Raw genomic sequence first — 20830 nt, forward strand, 5'->3', positions numbered from 1 at the left:
CGGACTGTCGTAGGCGCGCCTCAGACACGGGTCAGCGCCCAGAACCCCACGGCGTAACAGGCCAGGGCGATGAGCAGGAGCGGGACCGCCACCCTGGCCGGCGGGCCGGGACGGCGACGCCGTGCGGCACGGCGCCGCGGGTACGACGGAGAGGCAGTGGCGGGAGCCGGAGCCGGAGCGGCCTGTGCCGTGTACACGGCGGTGGTGACGTCACCGCGCGGCGGGGTCACCGGGGAGTGGACGGGGTGCGCCGGCGCGTACACGGGCGGACGCGGAGGCGACGGAGGCGACGGAGGCGAGGAGGGCGCGGGGGGAGGAGGTACCGGAGCGGCTTGCGAGGGAGCCTCCGCAGCCGGTGACGGAGCCGGTGCACCCGGAGCCGGCAACGGAACCGGGGCATCGGGAGAGAGGGGCCTCTGAGCCGACGGCGCTCCGTAGGGCTGTCGGGGATCAGTCGCCGCGCCGCCCGTTCCCCGGGACCGCCCGAGTGGTCCGTCGGGGCCGAACCCCGGTGGCAGCGGCCCTACCTGGTCGAAGACCTCGATCGGCTCGTCGTCGGCCCCCGGCTCCGGGAGGAGCTCCACCGCCGAGGCCAGCGCCTTGCGCGCCCCGGTGGCCGTACGGAACCTCGCCTGCGGATCCGGCTGCACCAGCGCGGCCACGACCTGCCACAACGGTTCGGGAATCCCCTGCGGAGCCGCCGGCGTCCCGTGCTCGGCGAAGCGCAGGACGAGCTCCTTCGCGTCCGGCCTGGCACCCCGCAGCAGATACAGGGCGACCAGCCCCACGGCGAACAGGTCGGCGGGGAAGTCCGGTTCCGCACCCATCAGCTGTTCCGGCGCGAGGTAACCGGGCGTTCCCACGACCAGGTCGGTCTCCGTCAGCCGGGGCTCGCCCAAGCGCATCGCGATGCCGAAGTCGGACAGTCTCAGCCGGGGACGCCCCGTGCCGGTCGCCTCGAGCAGCACGTTGGCGGGCTTCACGTCGCGGTGCACCACGCCCTCCGCGTGCACCGCCGCCAGGCCCGACAGAAGCTGGTCCAGCAGCGTGCAGACGAAACGCGGCGGCAGGGGGCCGTAGTCCCCGACCAGATGGGCCAGTGAACCGCCCGTGACCAGGTCCATGGTGAACAGGACCTGGTCGTCGTCGGCGGCCCAGCCGGTCGGCGCGAGCACATGGGGGTGGTCGATCCGCAGTGCCTGCTCCCGCACGAAGCGCAGCAGCGAGTGGGCGTCCCTCTGCCGCAGCACCTTGGCGGCCACATAGCGCCGGCGGCGGTGGTCCCAGGCACGCCAGACGGCCCCCACCCCTCCACGGCCGATCGGATCGACCAGCTCGTACCGGCCGGCGAAGACCTCACCCATGACCGTGTGCCGCTCCTCCCCCTCGCGTCACGCCCCGCGGACCGGCCGTCGGCCGACCGGCCCGGGCGGGTCAGTTCTGGTGGGACTGGTAGTGCGCGACCGCGTCGGAGGTCCGGCCCGCGCCGTACACCCGCAGGAACTCCGCCAGCTCCGGGTGGGAGGGGGAGAGGGAGTCCGCGGCCTCGATTATGTCGCCGGCGGCCGCCACCGAGCGCAGCAGCGACTGGATCTCACGGACCACCCGCTTGACCGTGGGCGCACCCGAACTGCTCGTGGTCTGCGTGGTGTTGCTGAGCACCGAGCCCCCCTGCGACTTCTTGATCTCGTCCATGCGCGCGGAGGCCTCGGCCGCGCTCACGCTGCCGTCCGCGACCTGCCCCGCCAGGTCCTGCAGCAGCTGCACCCGCTGGACCACCGCCGGGTTGCCGATCTTCGCCCGCTGGCCGCTCATCAGCTGCGACAGCATCGGCGCGGACAGTCCCAGCACTCCCGCGAGACGAGCCTGATTGAGACCGAGGTCGTCGATCAGCCTGCGGAAGAGCACCCCCAGCGGCTCCCCGTACCAGTTCCGCTGCAGTTCCCGCGCTCTGGCGGTGGCTTCCTGCTGTGCGGCGTCCATTGCGTCTCCCCATCGCTTCCCCAAAAACCGCAGTTCGCTCCAGCGAACCACGCCGAGCATCTTACGGAGCGTGGTTGTTCCCCGGGACCCCCAATCATTTGTGAGATACGGGGGCCGACCCGGTACTCTTGTCCCCGGCGCCCGCCGGTACGAGGTTCTCCGGCCGGACGTCGCTTCCGGGGCCTTAGCTCAGTTGGTAGAGCGCCGTCTTTGCATGGCGGATGTCAGGGGTTCGACTCCCCTAGGCTCCACCCTCCGAAAGCCCGCCCGACCTGCGCAGACACCAGGACGAGCGGGCTTTCGCGCGACCAGCGTCACAGCCCGCGCACGACGGGCCGCCGCTCCGGCGTCCCCAGCACTCGCCTCCCGGATAACAGGAGCGCCAACCCCGGCCGGTGACAGGCAGGTTGACGGCACAGAAACGACCGGTGCACCCCGCGCCCCCGTGGGAACGAGTGTCCGGGAGGACGCCTCTCGGCGCCGGAGTACGGCTGTCTGCTCTTGATATCGTCACCCCAGCGGGCACCAGCGCCACACCCCTGCGGGGCGGTGCCGAGCGGCGACCGCCGCCGGAGCAGTCCGGCCGCTGCCGGCGAGATGAAAGGGGCAGAGCATGCGGGCCAAGGTACGAGCCGCACTCGATGCGCTGTACATGAAGCGTCTCGTCAGGGAGCTGGAGGGCCGCCCACGCCCCCAGCACATCGGCATCATGCTCGACGGAAACCGCCGCTGGGCCAAGGAATCGGGCATCGACGACCCCCGCGAGGGCTACCGGGCCGGCGGCGCCAAGGTGCTGGACTTCCTGCGCTGGTGCGACTCCGCCCGGATCGAGCACGTCACCCTCTACATGCTCTCCGACGACAACCTCCACCGGCCCGAGGACCAGCTCACCCCCCTGATCGACATCATCGCCGAGGTCGTGGAGCGGCTGGCCGCCCCCGGCAACCCCTGGCGCGTCGAGGTCGTCGGCGCACTGGACCTGCTGCCGGCCGAGTCCGCCGCCCGTCTGAAGGCCGCCACCGCGGCGACCGAGGGACGACAGGGCGGAACCAAGGTCGACGTCGCCGTGGGGTACGGAGGCCGCCGGGAGATCGTCGACGCCGTCCGCTCCGCCCTCACCGAGCACAGCGCCCGGGGCGGGGACATCGACGAGTTCATCGAGACCTTCACCATGGAGCACATCTCCAAGCACCTGTACTCCAAGACCCGGTCCGAGTCCGACCTCATCATCCGCACCTCCGGAGAGCAGCGGCTGTCCGGCTTCCTCCTCTGGCAGTCCGCGTACGCCGAGATGTACTTCTGCGAGACGTACTGGCCGGACTTCCGCGAGATCGACTTCCTGCGCGCCCTGCGGTCCTACTCCCTGCGCGAACGCCGCTACGGACGCTGACACCGGCGTCGGCACCGACCGACGTTCCACGTGAAACATGGCGCCGTTCATCCGGGAACGTGGAGCAACGCCGAGGGGCGGAAGACCCGGCCCGGGTCTTCCGCCCCTCGGCGACGCTCGGGATCAGCGCGACTCGTCGCCGCCCTCGGCGGCCTCGTCCTCGGCCTGCTTCGCCTGGACCTCCGGATCGAGCACCGCCCCACCGGTGCCGTCCACCGAGGTCAGCCGGCCACCCTCGGCCACCTCCGTCGCCTCCGGCGGCTCGACCAGCCAGTCGGGGTTGGCCTGCTTGTCCCACCACTTCCAGGCCGCGAACGCGCCGCCCGCGACCACACCCACCACCGCCAGGATCCTGACGACACGTCCGGCACGCGCCCGCCGCTCGTGCCTGCGGGCCAGCTTCCGGATCTCCTCGGCCGAGACCTGGCCCCGCAGCGCCGCCAGCGCGGCGGCACCACGCGCGGCGGCCTCGCCCGTGACCGGACCGGCCGCGGCCACAGCCTGCTCGATCACCGGACGGGAGTACTCGGCCGCCTGCCGGGCGGCCATGCGCGTACGGGCGGCGGCCTCCTGAGCGGCCGCGTCCACCTTCGGCGGCACATGCGTACGGGCCTGCTCCAGACGCGGTGCGACATGCACGCCGTACTGAAGCCGGGCCTGACACGCGGCCTGCGACACCTTGGGCGCCAGCCGTACGCGCGCCTCCTGTGCGTAGTGGGCGGCCCTGTCCTTGGCCGTGTCGGCGTAGGGCGCCACCACTTCCGCGGCGTGCAGCACGCTGTCCTTCGCCGAACCGGTCGCGGCGCGCACGCTGTCGATGCGGGTCACGGGTTCCTCCTCCTCGGTGGCGTACGGTAATTCGACTTTCCACCCTTTTACGGATCATGCCTGCCGACACACAGCCGGGCATGCGAGGGCGGGCATCCGGGTCACGGACGATGCCCTGGGGCACCCTGAGGCCCTGTGGGACAACTGGTACGAAAGCGCATTGACGGGTCGGTCAACCGCGGCAACGGACGAATACGGAACAACGGGAGCCCGCCGACGACAATGCCACGGATCGGCTCCCCGCGCTCGCGACCCGGGCCACTCGGCCGGAAACCCCGTGCGAGGATCGGGGAGCACCACAGGACGACGGAAGGCACACCGTGGCCGAGCAGCTCTACGCCACCCTGAAGACCAATCGCGGCGACATCGAGGTCCGGCTCCTGCCGGACCACGCCCCCAGGACGGTCAGGAACTTCGTCGAGCTCGCCCGGGGGGAACGCGAGTGGACCCACCCCGAGAGCGGGGAGAAGACCACCGCCAGGCTCTACGACGGCACGGTCTTCCACCGGGTGATCAGCGGCTTCATGATCCAGGGCGGGGACCCGCTGGGCAACGGCACCGGCGGCCCCGGTTACCAGTTCGGGGACGAGTTCCACCCCGATCTCCGCTTCGACAAGCCCTACCTGCTCGCCATGGCCAACGCCGGCCCGGGCACCAACGGCTCCCAGTTCTTCATCACCGTCTCGCCGACCACCTGGCTCACCCGCAAGCACACCATCTTCGGCGAGGTGACCGACCCCGCGAGCCAGAAGGTCGTCGACGCCATCGCCGGCACCCCGACCAACCCCCGCACCGACCGGCCCCTCGAAGACGTCGTCATCGAGTCCGTCGTCGTCGAGACCCGGCAGAGCTGAGACCCGGCAGAGCTGAGACCCGCCGGCGCAGGGAGCCGCCGGCGCAGGGAGCCGCCCCGGCCCCGGCGCCCGGGACGGGAACCAAACGCCCCGCTCGTCCGTAAGGATGGGCGGGGCCGCGCCATTCGGACACGGACGGACAAGCGAGGGGAAACCATGGACCAGGCACCAGACGGCCCGCGGGGCCCGGAGGACCAGACACCTCAGCCTGCCCGGAGCACCCCCCACTGCTACCGCCACCCGGACCGCGAGACCGGCATCCGCTGCACCCGCTGCGAACGCCCGATCTGCCCCGACTGCATGGTCAACGCCTCCGTCGGCTTCCACTGCCCCGACTGCGCCCGTGGCGGCACCGGAACCGGACACGCCCCCACCGCCTCCAGGCCCCGCACCCTCGCCGGCGGCACCGTCACCGCCGACCCCCACCTCGTCACCAAGATCCTCATCGGTGTCAACGTGGCGGTGTTCATCGCCGTCCACGCCAGGCCCTCGCTCCTGAGCGATCTCGTCCTCATCGGCCGCTGGCCGCCCGCCCCGTACCTGCCGACCGAGGGGGTCACGGAGGGCGAGTGGTACCGGCTGGTGACCTCGATGTTCTCCCACGAGGAGTTCTGGCACATCGGCTTCAACATGCTCGGCCTCTGGTGGCTCGGCGGCCCCCTGGAGGCGGCCCTCGGCCGGGCCCGCTACCTGGCGCTCTACCTCGTCTCCGGACTGGCCGGCAGCGCCCTCACCTACCTGCTCGCCGAACCGACCACGGCCTCGCTCGGCGCGTCCGGTGCCATTTTCGGCCTCTTCGGCGCGACCGGCGCCCTGGTCCGCCGGCTCAACGCCGACATGCGTCCGGTCATCGGCCTGCTGGTGATCAACCTGATCTTCACCTTCGGCTGGAGCAACATCGCCTGGCAGGCCCACATCGGCGGCCTCGTCGCCGGTGCCGTCATCGGCTACGCGATGCTCCACGCCCCGCGCGAGCGGCGGTCCCTCGTCCAGTACGGAACCTGTGCACTGGTCCTGGTGGCAGTCGTCGTCCTCACCCTGTTGAGGACCGCTCAGCTCACCTGAGCACAGGTTGCCCACAGCGGGTGGCGGATCTTGTGCACAGTGTGCGAGAACAGGTGCGCCCCTTGTCGCTGACCCGTGTTTGCGCAGGTCGGACAGGGGGCGAGCCTGTTTTCGCTGGGTGGTACTTCCGTCGTACCGGCGTCAATGCCCGACGAGTTATCCACAGATCGTCGTCTCTTTTCCCCATCGTGTGGACAAGCGTTGTGGATAACTCGGTGGATAGCCCTGGGGAGAGCTACTTCCACTGTGTGGAGACACCGAATCCGGCGGCGATGAAACCGAAGCCCACGACGATGTTCCAGTTCCCCAGGTCATCGACCGGCAGCGAGCCGTCCGTGACGTAGAAGACGACGATCCAGGCGAGCCCGATGACGAACAGGGCCAGCATGACGGGCGCGACCCAGCTGCGGTTGGTCAGTTTGACGGCGGTCGCCTGCTTGGCGGGCGGCGGCGTGTAGTCGGCCTTCTTGCGGATACGTGACTTCGGCACGAGGGTCTCTCCTGTCGATGCGCTGCGTGGCCGCGCAGGGAACGGTTCGGGCTCGGGGGGACGTACAAGGGGACTCCGAGCACTCCCCCGGGCGTCCGTTAGCGTAGTGCTTCCGCGGCGCCGAAGGAGATAAGGGTACGTTGAGCAATTCCGCCGACTCCCCCGGGACGGGCCCCAGCCCTGCCCGCAGGCACCGTTTGCGGCCCGTGCGGGTGCTCACGGCGGCCGTCTTCGCTCTCGCGGGACTCATTTTCTTCACCAGCTTCGACACGGCAAAAGGCACCAATATCCGCACGGATGCCTCTTTGCTGAAATTGTCCGACCTCATCCAGGAACGCAGCCGTGAGAACGGTGAACTGGAAGAGTCCAACGCGGACCTGCGCGACGACATCGAATCCCTCGCCGAGCGCGACGACGACAGCACGAAGGCGGAGGACGACAAGCTCGCGGCGCTGGAGAAGAAGGCCGGCACACAGGAACTGAAGGGCGAGGCGATCTCGGTCACGCTCGACGACGCCCCGCCGGACGCGACCGCCAGGCTCCCTGGATATCCGGAACCGCAGCCCGACTACCTGGTGATCCACCAGCAGGACCTGCAGGCCGTGGTGAACGCGCTGTGGCAGGGCGGCGCCGAGGGCATCAAGGTGATGGACCAGCGGCTGATCTCCACGAGCGCGGTGCGCTGTGTGGGCAACACCCTCATCCTGCAGGGACGGGTCTACTCACCGCCGTACAGGATCGAGGCGGTCGGGGACCCGGGGGCGCTGAAGCAGGCGCTCGCCCGGTCGCCGGCGATCCAGAACTACATGGTGTACGTCAACGTCTACGGGCTCGGCTGGAAGGTCGAGGACGAGGGGACGGTGACGCTGCCCGGCTACGCGGGCGCCGTCGACCTGCGTTATGCACAGCCTGTGGAGTGACGCCGTTCCCGAGGACCTCGCGCCGCTAGTCTGGTGCCGTACGGCGTGAGTCTGGTGCCGTGGTGCGACGGAAGGGACGGCATGTACGGCTGGATCTGGCGGCATCTGCCGGGGAACGCGTGGGTGAAGGCGCTGCTCTCCCTCGTGCTGATCGTGGCCGTGGTCTACGTGCTGTTCCAGTACGTCTTCCCATGGGCCGAGCCGCTGCTTCCCTTCAACGATGTGACGGTGGACAACCAGTGAGTGCGCGCATCCTCGTCGTCGACAACTACGACAGCTTCGTCTTCAACCTCGTCCAGTACCTGTACCAGCTGGGCGCCGAGTGCGAGGTGCTGCGCAACGACGAGGTGACCACGGGACACGCCCAGGACGGTTTCGACGGGGTGCTGCTGTCACCGGGCCCCGGTGCGCCCGAGCAGGCGGGCGTCTGCGTCGACATGGTGCGGCACTGCGCGGCGACCGGGGTGCCGGTCTTCGGCGTCTGCCTGGGCATGCAGTCGATGCAGGTGGCGTACGGCGGTGTGGTGGGCCGGGCGCCCGAGCTGCTGCACGGGAAGACCTCGCCGGTGGAGCACACGGGCAAGGGGGTGTTCGCGGGGCTGCCGTCGCCGTTCACCGCCACGCGGTACCACTCGCTGGCCGCCGAGCCCGGGACCGTGCCGGAGGAGCTCGAGGTGACGGCGCGCACGTCCGACGGGATCGTGATGGGGCTGCGCCACCGGGAACTGCCGGTCGAGGGCGTGCAGTTCCATCCGGAGTCGGTGCTGACCGAGCACGGGCACCGGATGCTGGCCAACTGGCTGACGGAGTGCGGTGACCAGGGCGCGGTGGCGAGGTCGGCGGGGCTCGCCCCGGTGGTGGGCAGGGCCACGGCGTGACCGCGCTGCGCCCCGAGCGGGAATCCGGCGCGTCCGGTGACCAGGGGTCCTCGTACGGGGGCCTCTTCGCGGGCGGGGACGAGGGGGCGTACCGGACGGTTCCCGTGGACGACGAGACCGTGGCGCTGCGGGTCCCGGGGCCGCCTGGCGGGCGGACGGAGGAGGCTTCCTCCCCCGCCGTGCGTCCGGCGGACGGTGGTCGCGCGGCCCGCAGGAAGGCGGCCAAGAGGCGCCAGGGGCGCCGTGGGGGCGCGCAGCACCGGCCGGGTGCCCAGGAGGCCGCGGAGGAGTCGGGGGCGCCGCTGTCGCGTGTGGAGGCCCGTCGCCGGGCCCGGGCACGCAAGCCGAGCGCCGCGGTGATCGCGAGCCGGGCGCTGGGCGAGGTCTTCATCACGACCGGTGTGCTGATGCTGCTGTTCGTCACCTACCAGTTGTGGTGGACGAACGTGCGCGCGCAGGCGCAGGCGGACAGGGCGGCGAGCAGCCTCCAGGAGGACTGGGAGAGCGGCAGGCGGAATCCGGGGACCTTCGAACCGGGGCAGGGTTTCGCCCTTCTGCACATTCCCAGGCTGGACGTCGTGGTGCCGATCGCGGAGGGCATCGACAGCAAGAAGGTGCTGGACCGCGGCATGGTCGGGCACTACGCCGAGGGCGCGCTGAAGACGGCGATGCCGGAGGACAGGACCGGGAACTTCGGGCTGGCCGGGCACCGGAACACACACGGTGAGCCGTTCCGGTACATCAACAGGCTGCAGCCGGGCGACCCGATCGTGGTGGAGACGCAGGACCGGTACTTCGTCTACAAGATGGCGTCCATCCTGCCGGTGACGTCGCCGAGCAACATCAGCGTCCTGGATCCGGTGCCGAAGCAGGCCGGCTTCAAGGAGCCCGGCCGCTACATCACGCTGACCACGTGCACCCCGGAGTTCACGAGCAAGTACCGGATGATCGTCTGGGGCAAGATGGTCGAGGAACGGCCGCGCAGCAAGGGCAAGCCGGATGCGCTCGTCAGTTAAGGGCGGATGACCAGTGGCATCGACCACCGACACGGAGCACGAAGAGCACACCGGCGTGTCCGGCCGTCCGCCGTCCGCGGCCGCGGGGCGCCGCCGCCGCGGGCCGGGGCGGGCGGTGGCACTGGTGGTCAGCGTCTTCGGTGAACTCCTCATCACCGCGGGCCTGTTGCTGGGCCTGTTCGTCGTCTACTCGCTGTGGTGGACGAACGTCGTCGCGGACCGCGCGGCCGACAAGCAGGCCGACAGGGTCCGTGACAACTGGGCCCAGGAAAGGGTCGGTTCCGACGGTCCGGGTGCGCTGGACACCAAGGCGGGCATCGGTTTCCTGCATGTGCCCGCGATGGGCGAGGACGACATCCTGGTGGAGAAGGGCACGTCGATGAAGACCCTCAACGACGGCGTGGCCGGTTACTACACCGATCCGGTGAAGGCGGCGCTGCCGACGTCGGGCAAGAAGGGCAACTTCTCGCTGGCGGCCCACCGGGACGGGCACGGCGCGAAATTCCACAACATCCACAAGCTCGAGAAGGGTGATCCGATCGTCTTCGAGACGAAGGACACCTGGTACGTCTACAAGGTCTACGGCATCCTCCCCGAGACCTCGAAGTACAACGTGAAGGTCCTGGACCCGGTCCCCGAGGAGTCCGGCAGGAAGAAGGCCGGCCACTACATCACGCTGACCACGTGCACCCCGGTGTACACGAGCAAGTACCGGTACGTGGTGTGGGGCGAGCTGGTCCGGACGGAGAAGGTGGACGGGGAGCGGACCCCTCCGGCGGAGTTGCGGTGAGGGACTGAGTTACTCGAAGCAACTCGGTGCCTTAACCTGGCGGAGGCCCGAAGCCGCAAATTGACCTTGCGGCTTCGGGCCTCTCGCTGCCGTCCGTTCCTACCGCAGTGCCTCGAGGCGCACCCCGGCGCTCCAGGCTTCCAGTTCCTCGCGGTTCACGGTGACGACTCCGCTGAGCCTGGCGATCGCCTCGGACTCGTGACTGAAGTTGCAGGTGGCGACGAAAAGCGCGATGTCCACGCGGTTGACGGCGCGTGCCGCGCCGGCGAACTTCTGCATGTCGGCGCTGGGTACGGTCCAGCGGCCGGCCCGGTTCTTGCACTGGACGGCGACGGTGCGCCCGTCCGGGGTGCGGCCGGTGATGTCGATGCCCCGGTCGCTGTGGGCCTGGCGTACGACGACGTCGACGCAGCCGTCGCGTCGCAGGAGGTCTGCGACGTGGTGCTCGAACGCCTTCCAGGTCATGGCCTGGAGCTTCGCCCTGACGTCTTCGGTGGGGGGCTCTCCCTCCAGGACGGTGAGGCGCTTGTGGTGCCAGCACAGTTTGCGCTCGACGTTCTCGATGTCCTCGCGGAGTTCGATGAGCTCGCGGCGGTGCTCGCCGGACGTGGCGATCAGGGCGTTGAACATCGGTACGACGGTCTTGCCGAGGATGTGGGCGAGACGCCGGTCGATGCGGTCGTCGAGTGCGGAGGGGACCACCGGTGCCGGGTTTTCCACAGGCTGTGTGCGCGCCAGGTACTCCGTGTCGAGGAGATAGACACGCACCTGACGTGCGACTTCGCTGTCGCGGAGGAGCATGGCGACGTTGAGGACGGCGCGGCGGGAAAAGAACGCCATCGAGCGTGCACGTGACCGCACTCCACTGAGGTCCTTGAAGGACCTCAGTGGATCGCCGGTCAGAAGGCGGTAGCCGTTGCTCTCCAACTCCATGCGGTGGTCCTTGACGAGGGACTTGATGGCCTCGATGCCGACCTCGAAGTACGTCGCCACCATCGCCGTCGTCACGTGCATGCCATCCGGCAGCAGTGAGAGCGCCTTGACGCGGTCAAGTACGTCTGTGCGTGCGAGGACGCTGCTGCGCAGAGCCGCCGACTCCAGTAGGGCCGTCTCGCTGATCATGTGCTGTTCCTTCCCTTGAGGTGCGTGGTCACCAGGGGCAACGAGTCATGACATGCGAAGACACGAACAGGGGTGCGGAAAGGGTGGAGCCCCAGACCTCGAGAAGGTCTGGGGCTCCGCCTTGAGCGTGCGGTGGCGTCAGTCGTCGTGGTGGCCGAGGCCGCCGATGAAGCCGCCGTTGTCGCCACCGCCGTTGCCGTTGCCGTTGTTGCCGCCGGCGGCGAAGAGGACGACCTTGTCGCCCTTCTTGACCTCCTGGCCCTCCTGCGGGTTGCTCGCGACCACCATGGCGTTGTCGTCGCCGCTGCCCTCGACCTTGTCGAGCTGCAGGCCGTGCTGGGCGAGGATCTGCTTGGCCTGGCCGACGGGGATCTGGGTCACCTTCGGCATGGCGAACTTCTCCTCCGCCGGCGCCTTGGCGATCTTCACGTTGACCGTGCTGCCGCGGTCGACGTCGGTGCCCGGGGCGAAGTTCTGCTCGAAGATCGTGCCCTCCGCCTGGGCGGTGGACTCCTCCTGCGTCTGGGTGCCGAGGACGAGGCCCTTCTCGTTCAGGCGCTTCTCGGCGTCGGCGGGGCTCAGGCCCAGCAGGCTGGGCACGGTCACCTGGGAGGTCTCCCGGGCGACGGTGAGCGTGACGGTGGAGCCCTTCTCGCGCGAGGTGCCGCCCGCGGGGTCCTGGGAGAGCACCGTGTCCGGCGTCTCCGTGGACTCCTTGGACTCCTTCTCGACCTCGAAGCCCTTCTCCTTCAGGGCGGCTTCCGCCTCGCTGTAGGTCATGCCCTCGACGTCCGGGACGTCGACCTTCGGTGCTCCGGTCGAGACGACCAGGTTGACGGTCGAGTCCTTCTTGACCTGGGTGGACGGCTTCTGGTCCTGGGAGCAGACCTTGCCCTTGGCCTGGTCCTCGCAGGGCTTCTCGGTGAAGGCCACCTGCAGGTCGGCGTTGGTCGCCTGGCTGCTGGCCTCCTGCTTGGTGAGGCCGACGAAGTTCGGCACGGGGACGTTGTCGTTGCCGACGCCTCCGCCGCCGATGGCGTACTTGCCGATGAGGACGGCGCCGACGAGGACGAGGATGCCGGCCAGGACCAGGAGGACCGTGGAGGTGTGGGACTTCTTCTGCGGCTGCTGGCGGCGCCGGCCGGGGCGGTCGTCGTAGCCGTAGCCGCCGTCGTCCGGGTTCATGGGCGGCAGCATGGTGGTGGCGCCCGCGCCCGCGTCGGAGCGCAGGGCGGTGGTGGGCTGCTCGTCGGGGTAGGCGCCGTAGCCGCCGGCGGCCATGGCGCCCATCGCGGCGGTGGCGGCGACGGGCTGGCCGTCGAGGCAGGCCTCGATGTCGGCGCGCATCTCGTCGGCCGACTGGTAGCGGTAGTCGGGGTCCTTGACCAGGGCCTTGAGGACGATCGCGTCCATCTCGGGCGTGATCTCGGGGTCGAAGACGCTGGGGGCCTGCGGTTCCTCGCGGACGTGCTGGTAGGCGACCGCGACCGGGGAGTCGCCGACGAACGGCGGCCGGACGGTGAGGAGTTCGTAGAGCAGGCAGCCGGTGGAGTACAGGTCGGAGCGGGCGTCGACCTGTTCGCCCTTGGCCTGCTCCGGGGAGAGGTACTGTGCGGTGCCGATGACGGCGGAGGTCTGGGTCATCGTCATGCCGGAGTCGCCCATGGCGCGGGCGATGCCGAAGTCCATGACCTTGACCTGGCCGTTGCGGGTGAGCATGACGTTGGCCGGTTTGATGTCGCGGTGGACGATGCCGGCGCGGTGCGAGTACTCCAGGGCCTGGAGGATGCCGATGGTCATCTCCATGGCCCGCTCGGGCAGCAGCTTGCGGCCGGAGTGGAGGAGCTCACGGAGCGTGGAGCCGTCGACGTACTCCATGACGATGTACGGGATGGAGACCCCGTCGATGTAGTCCTCGCCCGTGTCGTAGACCGCGACGATCGCGGGATGGTTGAGCGAGGCGGCCGACTGGGCCTCCCGGCGGAACCGGGCCTGGAAGGACGGATCGCGCGCGAGGTCCGCGCGGAGCGTCTTCACCGCCACGGTGCGGCCGAGCCGGGAGTCATGCGCGAGGTAGACCTCGGCCATGCCACCACGGCCGAGCACCTGGCCCAGCTCGTACCGGCCGCCGAGGCGACGCGGCTCTTCCATGGTTACCTACCAGCCCTCTCCGTCGGTCCCGACCGGCATGCTTGTACGGTCGGAGGCTGCCGTCCGGCCTACCGTACCCGGCCCGCTCGGCGTGATCCGGCCGAGCCCGGTACCCGATACAGGACCGGTATCGCAACGTGCGTCGATGCGAAGGCGGCGTGAGCGGGCTCACGTCGCCTTCGGCGCTCGGTCACTTCTTGCTGTTGATGACGGCCTCCATCACGTTCCTCGCGATCGGTGCCGCGAGGCCGCCGCCGGAGATGTCGTCACGGTTGGCGTTCTCGTCCTCGATCACCACGGCCACCGCCACCGGCGAGCTGCCGTCGTCGGCCTTGGCGTAGGAGATGAACCAGGCGTACGGGTTCTCGCTGTTGTCGACGCCGTGCTGCGCGGTGCCGGTCTTGCCGCCCACCTTGACGCCGTCGATGCGTGCCTTGGTTCCCGTGCCCTCCTCGACGACGGTCTCCATCATCGACTGCAGGATCTGGGCGTTCTCCGCGGACAGCGGCTTGCCCATCTCCTGCGGGTCCGTCTTCTCGATGGTGTCGAGGCTGGGGGCCTGGAGCTCGTCGACCATGTACGGCTTCATCAGGGTGCCGTTGTTGGCGACGGCCGAGGTGACCATGGCCATCTGCAGCGGGGTGGCGGCGGTGTTGTACTGGCCGATGGAGGAGAGCGCGGTCTGCGAGTCGTTCATGTCGTCGGAGAAGACGGAGGCGCTGGAGCGGACGGGGACGAACTGCTCCTCGGTGAAGCCGAACTTCTTGGCGGTCTCCAGCATCTTGTCGTTGCCGAGGTCGGCGCCGATCTTGCCGAAGACGGTGTTGCAGGAGACCCGCAGCGCCTCGCGGAGGCTGGCGTTCTCGCAGGGCAGGTCGCCCTCGTTGGGCAGCTCGGTGGTGGTGCCGGGCATGGTCCACGGCAGCGGGGAGTCGGTCTTCTCGTCCGCCGAGTCGTACAGGCCGTGTTCCAGGGCGGCGGCCGCGGTGAGCACCTTGAAGGTGGAGCCGGGCGGGTAGACCTCGCGCAGGGCGCGGTTGAGCATCGGGTCGTCGGGGTTGTTCTTCTTCTGCAGCCGGTTCCAGGCCTCGCCGTCCGCCTTGCCGCCGCCGGCGATCGTGGAGGGGTCGTACGAGGGGTAGGAGGCGAGGGCGAGGATCTTGCCGGTGGAGGGCTCGATGGCGGCGACGGCGCCCTTGCCGCCCTGCTTCCTCAGGCCCTCGTAGGCGGCCTTCTGCGCGGCGCTGTTGAGGGTGGTGACGACGTTGCCGCCCTCGCGCTTCTTGCCGGTGATCATGTCGAGGGTGTTGCGGAAGAAGAGCCGGTCGTCGTTGCCGGTGAGGATGCCGTCGTTGATGGCCTCGAGCTGGGTGGCGCCGTAGGCCTGGGAGACGTAGCCGGTGACGGGCGCCCACATGGCGCCGTCCTTGTAGGTGCGCTTGTACTTGAAGTCGCCCTCGGTGGTGGCGTGTCCGGTGATGGCCTTGCCGTCGACGATGATGTCGCCGCGGGGGGTGGCGTAGCGCTCGATGGCGACGCGGCGGTTGTTCTCGTCGGTCCTCAGTTCGTCGGCCTTGACGTACTGGAGCCAGTTGTCGCGGATGAGCAGGGTGAGGACCAGGAGGCCGCAGAAGATCGCGATGCGGCGCAGGGGCTTGTTCACGGTCGGACCACCTGGGTCATCTCGGCGTCGGGGTTGGCGGCGGGCGCGGGAGCCGGACGGCGGGCGGTGTCGCTGATGCGCAGCAGGATGCCGATCAGCGCCCAGTTCGCGATGACGGAGGAGCCTCCGTAGGCCAGGAAGGGCATCGTCATACCGGTGAGCGGGATGAGGCCCATCACACCGCCGGCGACGACGAAGACCTGGAGGGCGAAGGCGCCGGACAGGCCGATGGCGAGGAGCTTGCCGAAGGGGTCGCGGGCGGCGAGGGCGGTGCGGATGCCGCGCTCGACGATGAGGCCGTAGAGCAGGAAGAGGGCCATGAGGCCGGCCAGGCCGAGTTCCTCGCCGAAGGTGGCGAGGATGTAGTCGGAGTTGGCGGCGAAGCGGATCAGCTCGGAGTGGCCCTGGCCCCAGCCGGTGCCGAGGGTGCCGCCGGAGCCGAACGCCCACAGGGCCTGCATGGCCTGTTCGGAGTGCAGGACGCCGTCCTGGACGCCGGCGCGGGAGAGCTCGTACTCGTGCATCGGGTCGAGCCAGGCCTGTACACGCGTCTGGATGTGCGGCTCGAAGCTCGCCACGCCGACGGCGCCGACGGCGGACATCAGCAGGCCGAAGACGATCCAGCTGGTCCGCTCGGTGGCGACGTACAGCATGATCACGAACATGCCGAAGAAGAGCAGCGAGGTGCCGAGGTCGGTCTCGAAGACCAGGATGAGGATGGAGACCATCCACACCACCAGGATCGGGCCGAGGTCGCGGCCGCGGGGCAGGTAGAGGCCCATGAAGCGGCGGCTGGCGAGGGCGAGGGCGTCGCGCTTGACCATCAGGTAGCCGGCGAAGAAGACCGCGAGGACGATCTTGGCGAACTCGCCGGGCTGGATGGAGAAGGAGCCGACCTGGATCCAGATCTTGGCGCCGTAGATGTTCTTGCCGAGGCCCGGGACCAGCGGCAGGAGCAGGAGGAACAGGGCGCCGGCCATGGAGATGTAGGTGTAGCGCTGCAGGACGCGATGGTCCTTGAGGAAGATCATCACGGCGACGAACAGGGCGATGCCCATCGCGGTGTACATCAGCTGGCGGGGCGCGGCGGTGCCGGCCTGTTTGATGCTCTGGAGGAGTTCGGACTGGTCCAGGCGCCAGATGGCGACGAGTCCGAGGCCGTTGAGCAGGGTGGCCAGCGGCAGCAGCAGGGGGTCCGCGTAGGGGGCGAACTTGCGGACGACCAGGTGGCCGACGCCGGCCAGGAGGCCGAGGCCGAGGCCGTAGCTCAGCAGGCCGGCGGGGACCTCGTCGTTGATGGCCAGGCCCACGTTGGCGTAGGCGAAGACCGGGATGACGACGGCGAAGACCAGCAGCGCCAGTTCGGTGTTGCGGCGGCTGGGCGCGCCGATGGAGCCGATCGTGGACGTGTGGTGCGTCGGCGAGTTGGAAGTACTGCTCATCGTGGGAAGGGGCCTCTCACCGATTGCCTACTGCTTGCCGCACAGCGAGACGACCTTCTGCTCCTCCTCCGAGAGGCTGGGGCCGGGGCTGGTGGTGGGTGCGGTCGTGGACGGGGTCGGGGACGAGCCGGGCGTCCCGGCGGTCTCCGACGTGCTGGGGGACGGTGTGGCCCTGGTGGTGAAGGAGGCGGGGGTGGTTCCCGTGGTGCCTCCGGCCTCGCCCTCGCCCGGCTTCGCGTTCTGGCTGTCCGCGGCGCGCCGCTCGGCCTGCTTCTTGCAGGCGGAGGCCTGGACCGACAGTTCCTCGATCTTCGCCCGGGCGTCGTTCAGGTCGCCTTCGGCGATGGCCGACTCGACCCGCTTCTGCTGGTAGGGCGGCAGGTACTTGAGTTCGATCTCGGGGTGGTCCTTCTGGACCTTCGACAGCGAGATCCAGGCCAGGTCCTGGCTGATGCCGCGGTACAGGGCCACGTGGTCGTCGTTGGTGCCGACGTAGTACTGGGTCTGGGTCCAGCGCCAGCCGCCGTACAGGCCGCCGCCGACGACGGCGAGGGCGAGGGCGGTGTAGAAGGACCGCTTGAGCCATTTGCGGTTCCTGCGGGGTTTGACGAAGTCGTCGTCGCCGTAGTCGCCGAAGCCCTGGGCGGGGACGTAGCCGGTGATGTCGCCCCCGCCGGGCGGCCCGAACTCGCCGCCGCCCTGCCGGCGTCCCTGGCGGCCGAGGCCGGCGGCGCGGCCGGCCGGGGTCTGCATGATGCCGTTGTCGCCGTACTGGGCCTGGTTCTCGGCGACGGCGCCGACCACGACGGGGGTGTCGGACAGCTGTCCGGCGAGGGTGTCCCCGGTGTCGAGGTCGAGGACGTCGGCGATGATGACGGTGATGTTGTCGGGGCCGCCGCCGCGCAGGGCGAGCTGGATCAGTTCCTGGACGGTCTCCTGGGGGCCCTGGTAGCTGGCGAGGGTCTCCTCCATCGTCTGGTGGGAGACGACGCCGGAGAGCCCGTCGGAGCAGATGAGGTAGCGGTCGCCGGCCCGGACCTCGCGGATCGACAGGTCGGGTTCGACGTGGTCGCCGCTGCCGAGCGCCCGCATCAGCAGGGAGCGCTGCGGGTGGGTGCCCGCCTCCTCCTCGGTGATGCGGCCCTCGTCGACCAGGCGCTGCACCCAGGTGTGGTCCTGGGTGATCTGGGTGAGGACGCCGTCGCGCAGGAGGTAGGCGCGGGAGTCGCCGACGTGGACGAGGCCGAGGCGCTGGCCGGTCCACAGCAGGGCGGTGAGGGTGGTGCCCATGCCTTCGAGGGCGGGGTCCTCCTCGACCATCTGCCGCAGCTGGTCGTTGGCGCGCTGCACGGCGGCGCCGAGGGAGGTGAGGAGGTCGGAGCCGGGTACGTCGTCGTCGAGGGCGACGATGGTGGAGATCACCTCGGAGGAGGCGACCTCACCGGCGGCCTGGCCGCCCATGCCGTCGGCGATGGCGAGCAGCCGGGGACCGGCGTAGCCGGAGTCCTCGTTGCCCTCCCGGATCATGCCCTTGTGCGATCCGGCGGCGAAACGCAGTGACAGACTCATGCGCACCTCGCCCGTCGGCTCCGCGTGCAGCCGGTCGTGTCGAGCCACACTGCCCACCCTCCGGTCGGGAGCGCGCCGGGGCCGGGAAGGCCGGCCGCTGCTGCGTGCTCGCTCCGCTCGCGCTCATTCATTGGTGTAGCACTACTTCCGCAGCTCGATGACGGTCTTGCCGATGCGGATCGGCGTCCCCGGGCCGATGGGCGTGGGGGACGTCAGCCGGGCCCGGTCCAGGTAGGTGCCGTTGGTGGAGCCCAGGTCCTCGACGATCCACTGGCCGTTCTGGTCCGGGTAGATCCTGGCATGGCGGCTGGAGGCGTAGTCGTCGTCCAGCACGATCGTCGAGTCGTGTGCCCGGCCGAGCGTGATGGTCTGGCCCTGGAGGGCGACGGTGGTGCCGGCGAGGGTGCCCTCCGTCACCACGAGTTTGGTGGGAGCGCCGCGGCGGCCCCGGCCGCCGCTCGCCTGCTGGCGCTGCGGCGGGGGCGCCTGGCCCTGGCGCGCGGCGGTCTGCTGCGGCCGGTCGGCGCCGCGCCGCGCTCCGCGCTGGGTGACCCGTGTGCCGAACAGGTCGCTGCGGATGACCTGCACGGCCACGATCACGAACAGCCACAGTACGGCGAGAAAACCCAGCCGCATGACCGTGAGGGTCAGCTCTGACATTGCCCCCGGATCACCCTTCGGCTTGCCTGTAGATAACGGTGGTGCTGCCCACGACGATCCGCGAGCCGTCGCGGAGCGTAGCGCGGGTGGTGTGCTGCCCGTCCACCACGATGCCGTTGGTGGACCCGAGATCCTGGATCGTCGAGGGCGTTCCGGTCCGGATCTCGCAGTGCCGGCGGGAGACGCCGGGGTCGTCGATCCGCACGTCGGCCTCGGTGCTGCGGCCGAGGACGAGGGTCGCGCGGGAGATCTGATGGCGGGTGCCGTTGATCTCGATCCAGTGGCGGGTGCGTCCGCCGGCCGCGGGTGCGGCCGGGGGCTGGTGGGCGCCCGCGGGCTGCGGGTAGCCGTAACCGCCGGGGCGTGCGCCGGGCGGCGGCGCGGCCGGCATGGGAGGGGCGCCCGCGGGGCCCGCGGGCGGGTAGCCGTAGCCGCCGGGTGCGCCGGGCCGTCCGGTGGGGGCGGGGGGCGCGGCGGGGCCGGGGCCGCCCTGCTGGTTGCTGGAGGAGGCGAGCGTACGGCTGCGGACCCGGTACAGGCCGGTGTCGAGGTCGTCCGCCTTCTCGAGGTGGACCTTGATCGGCCCCATGAAGGTGTAGCGCTGCTGCTTGGCGTAGTCGCGCACCATGCCGGCGAGCTCGTCGCCGAGCTGGCCGGAGTAGGGGCTGAGGCGTTCGAAGTCGGGCGTGCTCAGCTCGACGATGAAGTCATTGGGTACGACGGTGCGGTCGCGGTTCCAGATGGTCGCGTTGTTGTCGCATTCGCGCTGGAGCGCTCCCGCGATCTCCACGGGCTGCACCTCGGACTTGAACACCTTCGCGAAGGTGCCGTTGACCAGACCTTCGAGACGCTGCTCGAACTTCTTCAGGACTCCCATGGGGCACCTCCTCCGTCGCTGCCGTCCTGTCCGCTGTCTCGCGTACTGCCGTCTTGCGTGCTGCTGTGCTGCGTACTGCCGTCTTGCGTACTGCTCTTCGTGCCTGGTGTACGGGCACTGCCTACCTGGTACTGCTTACTGATCGTATCCACGCGCCGGTCGATCGGCTGGTTCCCCCTGTCGGCCCCGTCGACGGGTGTCGACGCCTCTCGGAGTTCCCGCCGGAGCTCCTCTTCGAACTCCCCGAGCCGTTCGGAGCGTGCCCGGGCACGTGATGCATGCCCAGGATCGTAGAGGTGGCCGCGGACCAGTGTCCCGCACCGGGCCGCGGACCCCCACCCGCTCATGGGGAGACGGGCGGGACCGGTACGAGGTTGATACGTGAACGGGTGTGCGCCGCCGCGAGTGCCCGGCCGGCCCGTCCGGTCCGCCGGCCTGCGGAGAAGGGATGTGAAACCACCCCGTGGGGCGTGCTAATGTTCTGCGTGTCGGAAGGCGCCGGGCCGAAAGGAACGGAGCCCGAGGACACACCCAATGCGCGGGTGGCGGAATAGGCAGACGCGCTGGATTCAGGTTCCAGTGCCCGCAAGGGCGTGGGGGTTCAACTCCCCCCTCGCGCACCACAGAACACTCGGATGTTCTGGATACGCAAAAGGACGGGGCGGCATCGTGATGATGCCGCCCCGTTCTGGTCTGCGCTGGGCTGCGGAGATGCCATGGAGATGTCATGGTGCGGCGGTCTGAGACTTTACTCACAGGCCGGCGTTCGGCGGCCGGTGCTCAGATGGTGCTCTGCCCGGGTGCCTCGCTCTCCGTCGTGGTGCTGAGGACGGCGGCGAGTTCTCCGACGGTCTGCTCCCGCAGCAGCTTGTGCGAGGGGACGGGGACTCCCAGCGCCGACTCCAGGGTGCGCTGGAGGGCCAGCGCGGTGAGCGAGTCGATGCCCTGGGCGTACAGCGGCCGGGTCAGGGAGACCCGGTGGGCCGGCGGGACGTGCAGGTGGGGTGCCAGGCTGTGGCACAGGAACGTCTCGAAGGCCCGCACGCGGGCCGCGCCGTGGAGGTCTCGCAGGGCGTCGGTGTCGGGGGGGACCGGGTTGCCCGGCACGGTGGTGTCCTTTCGTCGGGTGCGG

At 69.9% G+C, this 20830-nt stretch carries 20 protein-coding genes and 2 tRNA genes; 10 read left to right on the plus strand and 12 right to left on the minus strand.

Annotation, left to right across the window (positions count from 1 at the left end):
* Positions 1–20 precede the first annotated feature (20 nt).
* Positions 21–1364 carry a serine/threonine-protein kinase gene (locus tag ACFYOJ_RS25585; protein WP_356554256.1) on the minus strand — a complete coding sequence of 448 codons (1344 nt, stop codon included), beginning with the start codon at positions 1362–1364 and terminating at the stop codon, positions 21–23.
* Between the two features lie 70 nt (positions 1365–1434).
* Positions 1435–1983, minus strand: coding sequence for a DNA-binding protein (locus ACFYOJ_RS25590; RefSeq protein ID WP_356554258.1), 549 nt, complete (start codon positions 1981–1983; stop codon positions 1435–1437).
* Between the two features lie 178 nt (positions 1984–2161).
* Here ACFYOJ_RS25590 and ACFYOJ_RS25595 point away from each other — a divergent pair.
* Both ACFYOJ_RS25595 and ACFYOJ_RS25600 read left to right on the plus strand, forming a co-directional pair.
* Positions 2162–2234, plus strand: a tRNA-Ala gene (locus ACFYOJ_RS25595).
* A 362-nt stretch (positions 2235–2596) separates the two neighbouring features.
* Complete coding sequence (locus ACFYOJ_RS25600) at positions 2597–3373, plus strand: isoprenyl transferase (RefSeq protein ID WP_356554259.1); 777 nt, start codon at positions 2597–2599, stop codon at positions 3371–3373.
* 123 nt (positions 3374–3496) lie between these two features.
* Here the strand turns inward: ACFYOJ_RS25600 and ACFYOJ_RS25605 are convergent, their stop codons facing one another.
* Positions 3497–4201, minus strand: coding sequence for a DUF5324 family protein (locus tag ACFYOJ_RS25605; RefSeq protein ID WP_356554261.1), 705 nt, complete (start codon positions 4199–4201; stop codon positions 3497–3499).
* 320 nt (positions 4202–4521) lie between these two features.
* Between ACFYOJ_RS25605 and ACFYOJ_RS25610 the strand changes: the two genes are divergently transcribed.
* Both ACFYOJ_RS25610 and ACFYOJ_RS25615 read left to right on the plus strand, forming a co-directional pair.
* Entirely contained in the window at positions 4522–5055 is a 534-nt protein-coding gene (locus tag ACFYOJ_RS25610; protein ID WP_356554263.1) for a peptidylprolyl isomerase, read from the plus strand.
* A gap of 156 nt (positions 5056–5211) precedes the next feature.
* Positions 5212–6120, plus strand: a complete 909-nt coding sequence (locus ACFYOJ_RS25615) for a rhomboid family intramembrane serine protease (RefSeq protein ID WP_356554265.1) — start codon at positions 5212–5214, stop codon at positions 6118–6120.
* A gap of 235 nt (positions 6121–6355) precedes the next feature.
* Here ACFYOJ_RS25615 and crgA read toward each other — a convergent pair whose 3' ends face one another.
* The gene (gene crgA, locus ACFYOJ_RS25620; protein ID WP_356554267.1) at positions 6356–6610 is read right to left on the minus strand and encodes a cell division protein CrgA; all 255 of its coding nucleotides are present in this window, start codon (positions 6608–6610) and stop codon (positions 6356–6358) included.
* A 140-nt stretch (positions 6611–6750) separates the two neighbouring features.
* Between crgA and ACFYOJ_RS25625 the strand changes: the two genes are divergently transcribed.
* Genes ACFYOJ_RS25625 through ACFYOJ_RS25645 form a run of 5 tightly spaced genes read left to right on the plus strand, consistent with a single transcriptional unit; the run spans position 6751 to position 10214 of the window.
* Positions 6751–7530 (plus strand): DUF881 domain-containing protein, encoded by a 780-nt coding sequence (locus ACFYOJ_RS25625; RefSeq protein WP_356554268.1) that lies wholly within the window; start codon positions 6751–6753, stop codon positions 7528–7530.
* 45 nt (positions 7531–7575) lie between these two features.
* Positions 7576–7773 carry a hypothetical protein gene (locus ACFYOJ_RS25630; protein WP_356554322.1) on the plus strand — a complete coding sequence of 66 codons (198 nt, stop codon included), beginning with the start codon at positions 7576–7578 and terminating at the stop codon, positions 7771–7773.
* The gene (locus ACFYOJ_RS25635; protein ID WP_356554270.1) at positions 7770–8408 is read left to right on the plus strand and encodes an aminodeoxychorismate/anthranilate synthase component II; all 639 of its coding nucleotides are present in this window, start codon (positions 7770–7772) and stop codon (positions 8406–8408) included. The genes ACFYOJ_RS25630 and ACFYOJ_RS25635 overlap by 4 nt, the downstream gene beginning before the upstream one ends.
* Positions 8405–9424 (plus strand): class E sortase, encoded by a 1020-nt coding sequence (locus tag ACFYOJ_RS25640; protein ID WP_356554272.1) that lies wholly within the window; start codon positions 8405–8407, stop codon positions 9422–9424. The genes ACFYOJ_RS25635 and ACFYOJ_RS25640 overlap by 4 nt, the downstream gene beginning before the upstream one ends.
* 13 nt (positions 9425–9437) lie before the next feature.
* The gene (locus ACFYOJ_RS25645; protein ID WP_356554274.1) at positions 9438–10214 is read left to right on the plus strand and encodes a class E sortase; all 777 of its coding nucleotides are present in this window, start codon (positions 9438–9440) and stop codon (positions 10212–10214) included.
* A 99-nt stretch (positions 10215–10313) separates the two neighbouring features.
* Here ACFYOJ_RS25645 and ACFYOJ_RS25650 read toward each other — a convergent pair whose 3' ends face one another.
* The 7 genes from ACFYOJ_RS25650 to ACFYOJ_RS25680 all read right to left on the minus strand — a co-directional run bounded on the left by ACFYOJ_RS25650 (position 10314) and on the right by ACFYOJ_RS25680 (position 19698).
* On the minus strand, positions 10314–11336 hold the full coding sequence (locus tag ACFYOJ_RS25650) for a restriction endonuclease (protein WP_356554276.1): 1023 nt from the start codon (positions 11334–11336) through the stop codon (positions 10314–10316).
* Positions 11337–11474: 138 nt separating this feature from the next.
* Positions 11475–13487 carry a Stk1 family PASTA domain-containing Ser/Thr kinase gene (gene pknB / locus ACFYOJ_RS25655; RefSeq protein WP_356554278.1) on the minus strand — a complete coding sequence of 671 codons (2013 nt, stop codon included), beginning with the start codon at positions 13485–13487 and terminating at the stop codon, positions 11475–11477.
* Between the two features lie 190 nt (positions 13488–13677).
* Positions 13678–15150 (minus strand): penicillin-binding transpeptidase domain-containing protein, encoded by a 1473-nt coding sequence (locus tag ACFYOJ_RS25660; RefSeq protein ID WP_356554280.1) that lies wholly within the window; start codon positions 15148–15150, stop codon positions 13678–13680.
* A complete protein-coding gene (locus tag ACFYOJ_RS25665) occupies positions 15147–16592 on the minus strand; it encodes an FtsW/RodA/SpoVE family cell cycle protein (protein ID WP_356554282.1) in 1446 nt (481 codons plus the stop codon). Before ACFYOJ_RS25665 ends, ACFYOJ_RS25660 begins: the two co-directional genes overlap by 4 nt.
* Positions 16593–16619: 27 nt before the next feature.
* Positions 16620–18161: a Stp1/IreP family PP2C-type Ser/Thr phosphatase gene (locus ACFYOJ_RS25670; protein WP_356554283.1), complete on the minus strand. Its 1542-nt coding sequence runs from the start codon at positions 18159–18161 to the stop codon at positions 16620–16622.
* A 141-nt stretch (positions 18162–18302) separates the two neighbouring features.
* Positions 18303–18821 carry an antibiotic biosynthesis regulator FhaB gene (fhaB, locus tag ACFYOJ_RS25675; RefSeq protein ID WP_356554285.1) on the minus strand — a complete coding sequence of 173 codons (519 nt, stop codon included), beginning with the start codon at positions 18819–18821 and terminating at the stop codon, positions 18303–18305.
* Positions 18822–18831: 10 nt separating this feature from the next.
* Positions 18832–19698 carry a DUF3662 and FHA domain-containing protein gene (locus tag ACFYOJ_RS25680; RefSeq protein WP_356554286.1) on the minus strand — a complete coding sequence of 289 codons (867 nt, stop codon included), beginning with the start codon at positions 19696–19698 and terminating at the stop codon, positions 18832–18834.
* Positions 19699–20234: 536 nt separating this feature from the next.
* Between ACFYOJ_RS25680 and ACFYOJ_RS25685 the strand changes: the two genes are divergently transcribed.
* A tRNA-Leu gene (locus ACFYOJ_RS25685) sits at positions 20235–20321 on the plus strand.
* Positions 20322–20478: 157 nt separating this feature from the next.
* On the opposite strand, the gene ACFYOJ_RS25690 is transcribed toward ACFYOJ_RS25685, so the two are convergent.
* Positions 20479–20805 carry an acyl carrier protein gene (locus ACFYOJ_RS25690; RefSeq protein WP_356554288.1) on the minus strand — a complete coding sequence of 109 codons (327 nt, stop codon included), beginning with the start codon at positions 20803–20805 and terminating at the stop codon, positions 20479–20481.
* Positions 20806–20830 lie beyond the last annotated feature (25 nt).

Source organism: Streptomyces sp. NPDC006384, assembly GCF_042870695.1.
In the GTDB taxonomy this organism is placed as follows: Bacteria; Actinomycetota; Actinomycetes; order Streptomycetales; family Streptomycetaceae; genus Streptomyces.